Source organism: Shewanella halotolerans (genome assembly GCF_019457535.1).
GTDB lineage: Bacteria > Pseudomonadota > Gammaproteobacteria > Enterobacterales > Shewanellaceae > Shewanella > Shewanella halotolerans.
This window is the reverse complement of sequence record NZ_CP080417.1, coordinates 2,871,916-2,884,573: the sequence shown is the minus strand read 5'-3', so window position 1 is coordinate 2,884,573 and position 12,658 is coordinate 2,871,916. Positions and strand designations below refer to the sequence as shown.

General features: G+C 54.8%; 14 protein-coding genes. 8 read left to right on the top strand and 6 right to left on the bottom strand.

Translation table 11 applies throughout. The features are described from left to right. Positions 1–108: 108 nt before the first annotated feature. Both K0H81_RS12425 and K0H81_RS12420 read right to left on the bottom strand, forming a co-directional pair. Positions 109–699 carry a VOC family protein gene (locus K0H81_RS12425; RefSeq protein WP_220058525.1) on the bottom strand — a complete coding sequence of 197 codons (591 nt, stop codon included), beginning with the start codon at positions 697–699 and terminating at the stop codon, positions 109–111. Positions 700–788: 89 nt separating this feature from the next. Next, a complete protein-coding gene (locus K0H81_RS12420) occupies positions 789–1,328 on the bottom strand; it encodes a L,D-transpeptidase family protein (RefSeq protein WP_041511743.1) in 540 nt (179 codons plus the stop codon). 169 nt (positions 1,329–1,497) lie between these two features. Between K0H81_RS12420 and K0H81_RS12415 the strand changes: the two genes are divergently transcribed. Then, positions 1,498–2,325: an ion transporter gene (locus K0H81_RS12415; protein WP_011865290.1), complete on the top strand. Its 828-nt coding sequence runs from the start codon at positions 1,498–1,500 to the stop codon at positions 2,323–2,325. A gap of 58 nt (positions 2,326–2,383) precedes the next feature. Further along, positions 2,384–3,871 (top strand): MATE family efflux transporter, encoded by a 1,488-nt coding sequence (locus K0H81_RS12410; RefSeq protein ID WP_011865291.1) that lies wholly within the window; start codon positions 2,384–2,386, stop codon positions 3,869–3,871. Positions 3,872–4,046: 175 nt separating this feature from the next. Here the strand turns inward: K0H81_RS12410 and K0H81_RS12405 are convergent, their stop codons facing one another. Next, on the bottom strand, positions 4,047–4,316 hold the full coding sequence (locus tag K0H81_RS12405; RefSeq protein WP_220058524.1) for a DUF2986 domain-containing protein: 270 nt from the start codon (positions 4,314–4,316) through the stop codon (positions 4,047–4,049). A 124-nt stretch (positions 4,317–4,440) separates the two neighbouring features. Here K0H81_RS12405 and yqfB point away from each other — a divergent pair, with 124 nt between their 5' ends. Both yqfB and K0H81_RS12395 read left to right on the top strand, forming a co-directional pair. Continuing rightward, the gene (gene yqfB / locus K0H81_RS12400) at positions 4,441–4,764 is read left to right on the top strand and encodes a N(4)-acetylcytidine aminohydrolase (RefSeq protein ID WP_220058523.1); all 324 of its coding nucleotides are present in this window, start codon (positions 4,441–4,443) and stop codon (positions 4,762–4,764) included. A 56-nt stretch (positions 4,765–4,820) separates the two neighbouring features. Beyond that, positions 4,821–5,465: an esterase/lipase family protein gene (locus K0H81_RS12395; protein WP_258406281.1), complete on the top strand. Its 645-nt coding sequence runs from the start codon at positions 4,821–4,823 to the stop codon at positions 5,463–5,465. 15 nt (positions 5,466–5,480) lie between these two features. Here K0H81_RS12395 and K0H81_RS12390 read toward each other — a convergent pair whose 3' ends face one another. After that, positions 5,481–5,936, bottom strand: a complete 456-nt coding sequence (locus K0H81_RS12390; protein WP_258406280.1) for a hypothetical protein — start codon at positions 5,934–5,936, stop codon at positions 5,481–5,483. 241 nt (positions 5,937–6,177) lie between these two features. On the opposite strand from K0H81_RS12390, the gene K0H81_RS12385 reads away from it, so the two are divergent. The 4 genes from K0H81_RS12385 to K0H81_RS12370 are packed head-to-tail and all read left to right on the top strand — an operon-like array spanning position 6,178 to position 8,441. Next, positions 6,178–6,912, top strand: coding sequence for a DUF1538 domain-containing protein (locus tag K0H81_RS12385; protein WP_220058521.1), 735 nt, complete (start codon positions 6,178–6,180; stop codon positions 6,910–6,912). Continuing rightward, entirely contained in the window at positions 6,912–7,700 is a 789-nt protein-coding gene (locus K0H81_RS12380) for a DUF1538 domain-containing protein (RefSeq protein WP_220058520.1), read from the top strand. The genes K0H81_RS12385 and K0H81_RS12380 overlap by 1 nt, the downstream gene beginning before the upstream one ends. After that, positions 7,690–8,040, top strand: a complete 351-nt coding sequence (locus tag K0H81_RS12375) for a P-II family nitrogen regulator (protein ID WP_144198536.1) — start codon at positions 7,690–7,692, stop codon at positions 8,038–8,040. Before K0H81_RS12380 ends, K0H81_RS12375 begins: the two co-directional genes overlap by 11 nt. Next, positions 8,037–8,441 carry a CBS domain-containing protein gene (locus tag K0H81_RS12370; protein ID WP_220058519.1) on the top strand — a complete coding sequence of 135 codons (405 nt, stop codon included), beginning with the start codon at positions 8,037–8,039 and terminating at the stop codon, positions 8,439–8,441. The genes K0H81_RS12375 and K0H81_RS12370 overlap by 4 nt, the downstream gene beginning before the upstream one ends. A gap of 80 nt (positions 8,442–8,521) precedes the next feature. Here the strand turns inward: K0H81_RS12370 and K0H81_RS12365 are convergent, their stop codons facing one another. Both K0H81_RS12365 and K0H81_RS12360 read right to left on the bottom strand, forming a co-directional pair. Further along, a complete protein-coding gene (locus K0H81_RS12365) occupies positions 8,522–8,878 on the bottom strand; it encodes a glutathione S-transferase N-terminal domain-containing protein (protein WP_220058518.1) in 357 nt (118 codons plus the stop codon). Positions 8,879–9,091: 213 nt separating this feature from the next. Beyond that, positions 9,092–12,508, bottom strand: coding sequence for a DUF748 domain-containing protein (locus K0H81_RS12360; RefSeq protein WP_220058517.1), 3,417 nt, complete (start codon positions 12,506–12,508; stop codon positions 9,092–9,094). Positions 12,509–12,658 lie beyond the last annotated feature (150 nt).

Below are 12,658 nucleotides of genomic sequence, written 5' to 3'. Positions count from 1 at the left end.
AGCAGTAACCAAGTGACTTTTAAATAACTGTCACTTGGCAGTAGCCTGACAAGGGTCAGGCTACTGGGCTACTTGGCTACTTGATTACTGGATTAGTTTGCTACTTAGCTAAGTCGCTTCGGAGGCGATAACCGCCTTTATGCCGTGGGGATGGATCTTGATGCAGAGGTTGCCCCGCTTGAAGGCGATGGTGGGGTTAGCCAGGCGCTCATGTTCCCCCTGAGGCGAACTCATCTTCACCTTAACATCCGTTTCCTGAGCCAGCACTTTGGTCAGTGTCGGTACCCGCTCGAGTAGCTGCTCACTCAGTGTCTCTGTGGTGGTCGCGCCGCTCGGCAGCACCAACTCGATATGTTCCCAGCCCTCGACCGGATAACGCTTATCGCCGGGGTAGGGTAGCTCGATACATTCTATCGTCAGCTCGCCTAGCATCATAGGGGTGTCGAGGGCGATGATGAGAATGGGGCGGCCGTTGATCATATTATCTGAGATGATCTCACCCTGACGGCAGAAGGCCTCTCTTAGGCTGTCGGCGCCTTGGCTGGTGTTGACTCTGAGGGCGGCATGGTCGCACTCGAGACCTAAGCGATCCAGCCCTAGCTCCTTCATGAAATCTAAAATCGCTTGGCTGAAGGTGGGCCACTGCAGCTTGAGCGCGTCAAAAGTCAGCTCATCGGAAACTTGAGGTTCAGTCATCATCTTAATTATCTTGTGTGGACTCAAAATTGGGTATTAGTGCCGTGCTAGCGGCGCAGGCACCGAATTCGGCACTGGTGGCGGCACTGGTCTTATGGCCAGATCTCTATGGGGGTGCCGGTATCGACGGCGCGCCACAACTCGTCTATCTCTTCGTTCTTGATGGCGATGCAGCCGTCGGTCCAGTTGAGACGCTGGGCTTCATCCGGGGTGAGCGATGAGTTAGGGTTCTGGCCGTGGATCATGATCTGCCCGCCAGGGTTGATCCCTAGCGCGGCGGCCCTGAGTTTATCTTCGTCGTTGGGGTAGGAGATATGGATAGCGCGGTAGTAGGCGCTGTCGGCCTTCTTATAATCCAGGATGTAGCGCCCCTCTGGGGTGCGTTGATCTCCCTCTTGCAGCTTGTGGCCAACCGGGCGATCCCCCAGGGCAATCTTGTAGCGTCTCAACACTTTACCTTGACGCATCAACAACATGCTGGCTTCAGACTTATTAACCACCACGAGATCTACCTTGCCAATCTGGCTCTTACTGGCACTGTGGGGCGAGCTGAGGCCGCTCGATTGCGCCCAGGTAACCCCTAACGGGGCGAGCAGGCAGAGCAGCAGGAGTTGTTTAAAAAATGTCTGCATCGTCTTGGTTCGGTAAAATAAAGCCACTACTTGGGTGTTCATCATACCTTATTTTAGATTAAGCTGGATCGGTTAATTCCATGTTGCATCAAAGCGCATGGGGTTGGCACGTTTTTATGGTATGAGAGATGGCAAAAGATATAGCAAGCAATAAGGATTGTTGATTTAGATGGATGAGACCCCGCAAGAGGCACGTAAACAGAAACTCAGAGAGATTATCTTCGGCACAGACACGCCGGCCGGCCGCTATTTCGACCTTAGCCTGATCGTCTGTATCGTGTTGAGTGTCGCCCTGGTATTTGTCGACACCATAGACAGCGTGCATAACCGCTACGGCGACTGGATCCGCATCGCCGAGTGGGGCTTTACCGGCATATTTACCCTGGAGTATCTGCTTAGGCTCTACTGCTCGGCCCATCCGGTGCAATACGCCCGCAGCTTCTATGGTGTGGTGGACCTGCTCTCCATTCTACCCAGTTACCTGGCGCTCATCTTCCCTGGCGCCAACTTCACGCTGGTGATACGTGTGCTGCGACTGTTCCGTATCTTCAGGGTGCTTAAGTTGCTGCGTTATCTCAGCGAGGGCAACATACTGCTGCGGGCCATGATGCAGTCGAGCCGTAAGGTATTTCTGTTCTTCTTCTCCGTCAGCCTGATCGTCATGGTGCTCAGCGCCATCATGTATGTGGTGGAAGGGCCCGAGCATGGTTTCACCTCCATGCCGAAATCTATCTACTGGACAATCGTGACCATCACCACGGTTGGTTATGGCGATATCACCCCGCAGACGACATTAGGACAGGGGATTGCCGCGCTGACCATGCTGATCGGTTACTCCATCATCGCCATTCCGACCGGCATCCTGACCTCGGAGATCTCCCAAGAGATGGTGCGCAAGAAAGATCTGCGCCGCTGCAGCAACTGTCTCAAGATGGGCCACGAAGTCTCGGCGCTCTACTGTGATAAATGCGGTAACGAGCTGGAAACCGACCTCTAGGGAGCCTTATGTTTGCAATCTATTCGGCAGTAAGCGTGATTGGTTATGAGGGAGCGTTATGACCACGGCTAAGTTTGTCCAGGGCTCCATCATGCGCCACATACTGGTGATGAGCTCCACCGCCGCCATCGGCATCTCGGCGTTGTTTGTGGTGGATCTGATCGACATCTTCTTCCTCAGTCTGCTGGGGGAGCAGGAGTTGGCCGCGGCCGTGGGCTACGCGGGCACCATCTCCTTCTTTACTACCTCAATTGGTATCGGCCTCTCTATCGCCCTCGGCGCTCTGGTGTCCCGTGCCGTGGGCGCCAAAGAGTTTGAGCTGGCCAAGCGCTTGCTGCTCAACAGCGCCGTGGTGACAGTGCTGGTGGCCTCTGTTGTCGCCATCATAGTCACCTGTTTTATCCCCGAGCTACTCACCCTGGTGGGGGCTACGGGCCGCACCGGTGAGCTGGCCGCCGGCTACCTTTATATTCTGGTGCCCTCCATGCCCATCATCTGTCTGGCGATGGCCCTTGGAGCCGCGCTCAGGGCGGTGGGTGATGCCAAACTCTCCATGGTATCGACCCTGACAGGGGGCGGGGTTAATTTGGTGTTTGACCCTATCTTCATCTTCCTGCTGGCCATGGGCATAGAAGGGGCGGCGCTCGCCTCTGTGCTGGCGCGACTGGCAGTGCTGCTGGTGGCCGCAAGGGGCGTGGTGGTCAAGCATAAGCTGTTTGGCCGTTTCGATTTGACCGCTTTCAAGGAAGATATCAAGCCAATTTTTGCCATCGCGGGCCCCGCGATGATGACCAACATCGCCACCCCCATAGGCAACGCCGTGGTGACCCGCGCCATCGCCGAGTTTGGTGACAGTTATGTGGCCGCCTGGGCCGTGCTGGGCAGGTTGACGCCCGTGGCCTTTGGCATGATCTTCGCGCTGAGCGGCGCCATAGGCCCGATAGTCGGGCAGAACTTCGGCGCGCGGGAGTTTGCCCGAGTGCGCCAGAGTCTGACCAAGGCGCTGCAATTCTGCGCCCTGTATGTGGTGACTGTGTCCTTGCTGCTGATGCTGCTGCAGGAGCAGATAGTGGCCCTGTTTGCCATGCAGGGGGAGAGTGCCGAGTTGATCCGCTTCTTCTGTCGCTACATCGCCGTCTTCTTCGTCTTCTCCGGCGCTCTGTTTGTGGCGAACGCCTCCTTCAATAACCTGGGTAAGGCCAAGTACTCGACCCTGTTTAACGTGGGTAAGGCAACCCTGGGCACCATTCCCTTCGTCTACTATGGCGGCCAGCTCGGGGGCGTCGAAGGCGTGTTGATTGGCCAGGTGCTGGGGGCGATCCTCTTCGGCGTACTCGGAGTGTTAACCGCTTATCGATTGGTAGATAAGGTGCAGGCGAGCGCCGTACCTGTGGTCAGTCAGGAGGTGCTGGACGAGGAGCTTAGCCCCAGCAGCCCCAATCCACTCTCGTCCTCCTGCGCTCAGATGGCGCAGCTCAGCGAAGAGCAAGATTGCGAGGAGAGCAATAGAGTGAGTGAGCTGGTCACTGGCCCGGGTCGCGACTAGTCATTCTTGGTTTTACAATAAGAATTGATGAGAACGACGCTGAAAGTGAGAGGTACAAAAACGGCGCCCGTGATGGCGCCGCTTGGGGGAAGGACTGAGCACTAGTCCTAGTTCAATAGCCGAGAGCCTTGTTGCTCTGAGCTTTGTTACTCTGAGCCTATTACTCTGAGGCTTGTTAGTCAGAAGCTTTTGACTCTGCGGCTTGAGAAGCTTCTTCCTGCTCAGCTGTTTCAACAGCCTCAACTGAGACTTCCTGCTCGCCCTCGACCTTACCGGCCTTCTCGGCGGCATTAGCCTTGGCAGCCATCTCGGCCTGCTCCTGAGCCAGCATCTTGGCGCGATCGCCCTTAGAGATATATTTCTTTACGGTCGGCGGCGTATGTTTGTTGTGACGGGCCTTGGCGCGCTTTGCCGTCTTCTTCAGCATCTTTTGTTTCTTGTTCATACTTCCACCAGGGTCTTTGATTCAGATAAAATAAGGGCTTAAACCTAGTTAGCTTAAACCGGGGGCGGATTTTAACCTAATCTGTGCCAAGCGGCTATAGGCAAAAATAGCAGATAGAGGAAATATGACCCCGTTAACCTATGATGGCAAGATCACCTTCTTCGAGCGATTCGAAGCCGATATCCTCAGCGGAGCGAAAACCATCACCCTCAGGGATGAGAGCGAATCGCACTTTCGCGTCGGTGACCGCTTGTCGGTATCCACCTTTGAAACCGGGCGACACTTTTGCGATATTCAGGTGGTGCGGGTCGAAGAGCTTGCCTTCGAGGCATTAAACTCCCGACACGCCGCGCAGGAGAACATGACGCTTGAGCAGTTAAAGGCGGTGATCACCGAGATATATGGCGAGATTCAGACCCTATATCTTATCGAGTATCGCCTACTCTAGCTTGTTTGACCCAGGATGAATAAGGACAAGCCGGAATGACAAGGAGCCAGCCAGCGATGAAACCCCGCAATGAGTCAGTGATCTTACTCCATGGTTTGGCGCGCACTCGAGGCTCGATGGTGAAGATGGAACATGCCCTGTCGGCTAAGGGCTATCAGTGCGTGAATCAGGGGTACCCTTCGACTCAGTTCGATATCGAGACCCTAGCCGGCGAGCATATCGACAGGGCACTGTCGCAATGTCGGGGTGAGAGAGTGCACTTCGTGACCCATTCCATGGGCGGCATACTGGTGCGTCAGTATCTGAGCCAACATACTTTGCCTGCACTTGGCCGTGTGGTCATGCTTGGGCCGCCCAATCACGGCAGCGAAGTGGTGGACAGGCTCAAGGATTTTCCTGGATTCAAGTGGATAAACGGCCCGGCAGGTCTGCAGTTGGGCACGGAGGAAGAGAGCGTGCCCAATCGCCTGGGCAAGGCCCACTTTGAAGTGGGGGTGATTGCCGGCAGTCGCAGCGTGAATTTGCTGCTCTCGACCCTATTGCCAGGGCCTAACGATGGTAAGGTCTCTGTGGCCCGCACCCGCCTGGAGGGGATGCGGGATCACATCTGCCTGGCAGTCACCCATCCCTTCATGATGAATAACCCCAGAGTTATCGCCCTGACGGCGCATTTCCTGGCGTATGGACACTTTAAGCGCTGAGGAGTGACTCGGCGCTTATTTGTTGGCAAACTTGCTGATGTCGGCGTCGGTGGCGCCGTCGTTACACTCGCCGCGGATCTCACCGCGCCCCACCTCTATGATGCGGCTCAGCTCCAGATAGCCTTCGCGGCAATAGCCAGTCATGGCGATGGTCTTCTCTAAACCTAATTCTATCTGCTGTGTCCAGCGGGTCAGATCCGGCTCATAGACAGAGCGTTTCTTGCTGCCCGAGCGTTTCATCTTTTCTATCTGGCGTACCCGCTGCATGTGGGGCTGCTCAAGCGTTGGTAGCTCGGCGTACTTCACCCTGTAGGTAAACAGCTTGATGCCGTTGCCCTTGATCGAGGTCTGGAAGGTATCTTCAACGCGCACCTTAAAATCATCGACATCGCGTTTGCTGGCGCAGCCGCCAAGGCCAAGGATTGCTGCGAGCACTAGTGTGGTGGTAAGCAGTGGGGAAGGTATCGGCATCTTGTTGTTATCTTTATTTTTCGTCGAGGTTAACTTTCGTTGCAGGGTCAGCATAACCCAATCGCCGGGGGAGATCACCCCAGGTGACCTGACTTTACCTAAATTGACTCAAGCCGAGTAACTTGAACTGGCTCACGTAAATGGGGTGAGATGTGAGAAAATTGTTGTTATTTGTTAGCGTCTTGGCACACTCAAGGTAAGGGGAAATGTGTTAGGAACTCCCCAGTGCTAAGGAGTCTGCATGTCGGCCTTGATCAGCCTATTTCGTTCATTACTCGGCAGTTTTCGGGATCTGGTACCCATCATCTGTGTGGTCGCCTTCTTCGAGATCTTCGTGCTGCATCAGGCCCCGGCCAATCTGGCCGAGATCCTGCTCGGGCTGGTGTTTATCGTCTTCGGTTTGACCTTCTTCGTCTTTGGGCTCGAGATGGGCCTGTTTCCCATAGGTGAGTCTCTGGCCCAGGCGCTGGCGCGTAAGGGCAGCGTCTTCTGGTTGGTGGTGTTCTCCTTCTCCCTGGGCTTTGGTACTACTTTGGCGGAGCCCGCGCTGACGGCGGTGGCCAACGAGGCGGCCGAGGTCGCTGCAAATTCAGGGGCCATTGCGGCAAGTCAGGAGGCCATGGATAGCTATGCCATGGGGCTCAGGCTGACGGTGGCCATCTCGGTGGGGCTGGCGATTCTCCTCGGGGTGATCCGCATCCTCAAGGGCTGGCCCATTCATTATCTGATCATCGGCGGTTACCTGTGTGTTATGGTGCTGACGGCCTTTGCGCCAGAGAACATCATAGGGATCGCCTATGACTCTGGCGGCGTGACCACCTCCACCATTACCGTGCCTTTAGTGACCGCCTTGGGGGTGGGCTTGGCCAGTGTGATCAAGGGGCGTAATCCCATGTTGGATGGCTTTGGCTTAATCGCCTTTGCCAGCCTGACGCCGATGATCTTCGTATTACTCTATGGCATGTGGGTGTTGTGATGAACTATCTCAGTACTATGCTCGACACCCTATTATTGACCGCCCGGGATGTGGTGCCGATAGCCGTTATCTTGTTTGGCTTTCAGCTCGGGGTACTTAAGCGTGCCATCGCCAATTGGCGCCGGGTGCTGCTGGGCTTTGTCTATGTGATCATCGGCCTTAGCCTGTTTCTGGTGGGGCTGGAACTGGCGCTGTTTCCCATAGGGCAAAGCATGGCCAGTCAGCTGACCTCACCCGATTTTCTCCATCCTGAGGGCGGTGATACCCCCTTTATCTGGCAAGATTATCTTTGGGTCTATCTGTTTGCCGCCGCTATTGGTTTTAGTACCACAATTGCCGAACCCTCGCTTATCGCCGTGGCAATCAAGGCCAACGAGGTATCGGGCGGTGCCATCGGCATTCAGGGGCTGAGGATCTCGGTAGCGATCGGGGTGGCTATGGGGATAGCCCTGGGCTGTTTTCGTATCGTGGTGGGTGACCCCATTCATTACTACATCATGGCCGGCTATGTGCTGGTGGTGATCCAGACTTATTATGCCCCTAAGATGATAGTGCCACTGGCCTATGACTCGGGTGGAGTGACCACCTCGACCGTGACAGTGCCGCTGGTGGCGGCGCTGGGCTTGGGTCTTGCCACCAATGTGGCGGGGCGTGACCCACTTATCGATGGCTTTGGCTTGATTGCCTTTGCCAGCCTGTTTCCTATGATCACAGTAATGGGCTATGCCCAGCTAGTGGAATTCTTAAGTCAGCGAAAATCCGCTAAGGAGCGAGACCATGCGCTTTAAACTTATCGTCGCCTTTGTCGATGACACCTGTACCGATACCGTGCTCGATGCGGCGCGAGAGGCGGGCGCCACGGGAGCGACAGTGATTAATCATGCCCGCGGTGAAGGACTCGAAAAGAAGAAGACCTTCATGGGCCTGGGCCTGGATATACAGCGCGACGTGATCCTCTGGTTGGTGGAGGAGCACATGAGTCGCAGTATTTTGGAAGTCATTTGCCGGGTAGGGGAGTTTGACACTAATCCGGGGCAGGGGATTGCCATACAGATAGATGTGGAGGACGCCGTGGGCGTCGCCCATCAGGTGGAAAAACTCAGCAAAGAGATTGAGGATCAACTATGAAACCAAGCAGGCTAATTAAGAACAGCGACGTCATGAAAGACAGCTATGTGATGGTCGATGGTCTGCATACCGTGGCCGAGGCGATCAAGCTGGCGGTGGGCAACGATGTCAGCATGTTGCTGGTGAACAAGCGTCATGAACAAGACGAATACGGCATGGTGCTGATGAGCGATATCGCCCGCAAGGTGTTGGCCAAAGATAAGTCGCCAGAGCGGGTCAATGTCTATGAGATCATGATTAAACCTGTGTTGTCGGTACACGCCGACATGGACATTCGTTATACCGCCAGGCTGTTTGAACGCTTCGGCATCAACAAGGCGCCGGTGATCGAGGCGGGTAAGATCTTAGGGGTGGTGACCTATCACGACATAGTGCTTAAAGGGATGTTGCCCCATCTGTAGCGCCTTGAGCCAGGCAATAAAAAGGGCACCCTAGGGTGCCCACTGCGCTTAAGCGATAGCTAAGGTGCCTAGGTTAAACCTTAGGCGAAACGCTTGTTGAGATAATCTATGATATCCGAGGATTCATACATCCACTGAGTCTCTCCCGCCTCGTCGATACGCAGGCAAGGCACCTTGGCCAGTCCACCCTCTTCTACCAGCATCTGTTGATGCTCGGCTTGTTTGGCGTCGACAGTGACGATATTTAGCCCTTGGCGACGAATGGCGCGGCGTACCTTAACGCAGAAGGGGCAGGCGGCGTATTGATAAAGCTGAAGCCCTTGTGTCTGCTCGTCGACCTTTGCCTGTTCGGCCAGGGGACGCTGGCGCTTCTTAGGGGTAAAAACAAAATTCAAAAACAGGATAATGCGGCCTAATACCCAGCGAACAATAAACATTAACGACTCCTAGATAATTTTGATGGGGCGGATTCTAACGCAAGCGTGATGGAGATCAAAGCCTCGGTGCAAACTGAGAGCCAGTGAGCGGCATTTCGCCCTGTTTGGCGCCAAGTATGTTGTAAAGACACTATGGCCTCTAGCGGCAAATAAAAAAGCGGCCAAGCTGTCCATAAACTGGAGCCTGGCCGCTTGAGAAGGTTAACGCCTCTGTTATTCGGCGCTTAGGGTCAGCAGGGCCTGTGGGGCGCTGGTGTCGAGCGCGGCCTGACTGTCGAGCACGAATACCCGGCCCGGTTCAATCTTGGCCTCTTCAATCAGGTATTGTTTAACGGCCAGGGCCCGGCTCTGAGCCAGCTGACCCAGGGCGTTATCGTCGAGCTGCTGGGCCGAGACCAGATAGTTGTACAAGGCGATATGCCAGCGGGTCTGCAGTTCCTCGTCACTCAGCTTCTCGGCACTATTCTTCCCGGCACTATTGTCCTGCTGGGCCAGCTGCTGTTTGATCTCCTTGAGCACTTCGCCGGGATCTTTTTGCAGCGTCTTCTCATAGAGGGACTTAAGCGCATCAGAGAGTATCCCTGTGGTTGGGAAGGTGCTGGCGGTGAGCTCTGCGGGCATCTGCGCCTCGGTGAACTTGGCATCATCAAGCTGCGCCTGGGCAATCAGCGCCTGGTGTAGCTTGGCCGTCATCAGGGCCTGACTGTCGCTCACGGGATCCACCGCGCCCTTGGCGCTGACGGTGAGTTTAGGCCTGTCGGCCAAACCCTTGGCCAGCTTGCTCAGTAGCGACTGGCTCTCCTCTGGCAGCGTCGCCAGACCTGGGGTAAAGGCCACCTTATCCAGCTCATCGTCTGAGCCCAAGAGGCCGGCTAACAGGCTGAAGGGCGCGGTCACCGCCTTAGTGATCACATTGGTGAAGGCGGTGGCGATAATGCTGCCGAAGCTAAAGCTTGGCTCGTTGAGATCGCCAGAGACCTGCAGGCCTAGGTCGATCACCCCGTGTCTGTCTTGTAACAGGGCGATGGCTAGGGTGACAGGCAGAGAGGTCGCCAGGCTGGAGTTACTCTTCTTACCCAGTTGCAGCTGATCGACCACCAGATGGTTGTCGCCCACCAACTGATTGTTCTCCAGCTGATATTTAAGATCCAGCGACATCAGGCCTTTGTCTATGTAGTAACCAGCGTAGGTGCCCGAATAGGGGTTCACCGAGGTGAGCTCCACATGCTTGAAGCTGAGGTCGAGGTCCAGGTAAGGCTGCTCTAGCAGGGGGTTGACTTCACCCTTGAGGACGACCGGGGCGTATCTGTCTATCTTGCCCTTGATATCGACCTTGGCGGCCTTGTCGCTACTTGATGAGAGGTTGGCGATATTGCCTTCGAGCTGCTCTATGCTGGCGGCAAAGTTAGGGGTGAGAGAATTATCGGCAAAGAAGGTCGAGCCATCTTTAAACACTATCTTGTTGATGCTAAGGGCCATCGGCTTGGCCGCATCGGCGGTTTGCGCTACGGCCTTTTTCTTGGCAGCTTGTTTTTCCTGTTTGTCATTTTCCTGTTTGTCATTTTTCCGGGTGGCAGGCTTAGCTGCGCCGGATGGGTCGGCATCGGCCGCCGAATCATCCGCCGAAGCATTATCGTCCGCAGCGACAAGTAGATCCTGGAAGTTAGTGGTGCGATCTTCGTTGATCAGAATGCGTCCGTAAGGCTTGTTTAACGTGACTTGATCGATTGCCAGTTTATTGGCCTCTTTATCGAAGTCGAGCTGGTTGAGATCCAGCTGCTGCCATTTTACCAGTGTCTTGTTGGCCTTAAGGTCTTTGACCTGAAGATCGTCTACTTGAAGCGTGCCCTGATAATTTAGTTTTCCGTTGGCATCGGCAAGCAGTTGTCCAGATGTCGCCAGGCGGCCATCGTCAATCTTGATGTTCACAATAGGCGCAATGTAGTTCTGGAACCAGTTAAGGCTAAGCCCATCGAGTGATAGCTCGGCGCTGACCTGCTTGGCCAGGGCGTCGATCTGCCCCTGACTCTGCACCTTGGCACTTTGGTTGATGGCTAATGCCAGCTGATAGTCTATGGGCTGACTCAGGCTCTCATCTACCGCGCCTGTGGTGAGTTGCAGCTGGCCTATCTGCCAGAGGTTCTCCTCTTTAAACAGCTGCTCGGTCAGGTTTAGCTGATAGTTGCTCAGGCTGATCTTCTCAAGCTTAGCGTGCCAGCTTGGTGCCTGACTGTCTGTCTTTGTGTCGGTATTAGAGCCGGTCTCAGTGTCTGGTTTAGAGCCGGTATTAGTCTCGGTGCTAGTATCTGTCTTGGCCACCTGTTCACCAGCGGCTGGCTCACTTGAGGCTTGCTCGCTCGAGGCTTGTTCGCGTGACGTTTGCTCATTTGAGTTTTGATTGGCAACTGCATCTGGTGATGTTGCGTTATCAGTCTTTACTTCGGTCGGAGACTTGTCACCACTGGCCTTTGGTGCCAGCAGGGCGGCGAGATCTACCCCTTTATCATCTAGGCGTGCGTTAACCAGGAGGTCGCTCGAGGTCAGGGCGGCCACATCGATCTGCTGCTGGCCAAGATCCGCTGCGATGCCTGAGAGGGCAAAACGTCCCAGGGAGATAAGCTCTCGCTGCTCATGGGTGATCAGTAGCTCACTGAAACTCAGCTCGCCGGCGCTGGTGCTGGCCTCAAGCTGGTCGTCATCCATGGCGACGCGGTACTCGGTGGCGAAATCCACATAGCCCTTGTCCAGTGACACATGGAAGGCCTTATCGACAAAGGCCCACAGCTGCGGCAGATCGATACGGCTCAGGCGGACATCGCCGACAAGCTCGAAGGGGGTGAGCTGTACCTGGCCCTTGAGGGCTATCTTGCCGCCGCGATCGCTGTGAAACTCCATGTGATAGCGGTTGGCCTTCTGCGCCGCCTCATTTTTGGCATCAACACTCTGGCCCTCAATAGGTTGCGGCTTTGCGGCATCGCTGCTCATCTTAGTGGCAACTATGGGGTTATGGGAGTCGAAGCTGGCGACATTGAGGTTAACCTTGGGATAGCTGACTTCCCCTTGAGTGATCTCATCGAGTAGATGCAGATTAGCATCGACGATCGCCAGATTCTTGAGGATAAAGTGGGGAATAGTCTTAGCGCCCTCTGGCTCGGGTTCCGTCTCTGGTTGCGCCTCGCTGTTTTTCGCCAGGGTCTCCAGGATGTCGGAGAAGTTAAACCTTAGCGCCTCTTCGCTATCTAAGCGCTTTACCTCGGCGTGGGGATTTTCGAGTGTGATATCCGTGAGACTCAGCCCTTGCTGAAACAGGGAGTCCCAAAATTGGATATTCAGGCCGAGGCGTTTAAAGCCGACAAAGGGCTGGTCGTCTTTTTCCTTGATGGCAAAGTCGGTGAGTTCGACCTCGAGGGTAAAGGGATTGATCTTCACCTGGGTGAGGGAGACGGGTCTTTGGATCTGGTTCGACAGCTGCTTAGGGATTTGCTGGGTCAGCAGATAAGGAAGCAGTAGACCCAGTAACAGGGTCCATGTTAAATACAGGGTAATTGAGATACCAATATATCTTTGATATTTGGGCAGCTGTTTGTATTTTTGTCCGAGTTTTGCGAAAAATGATGGGACGGAAGACATAATGACCTTAATGACGTTGTAGACGAACTGAAAAGATTCAAGGAAGGGGGGACGGCGAGTCCAATCCGCACGTTTGTGAACCAGTCGCTATAATTTTAGTAGGTTTATTATCGATAATGAACGGCTAAAGATTAAATTTATTTAAATTTT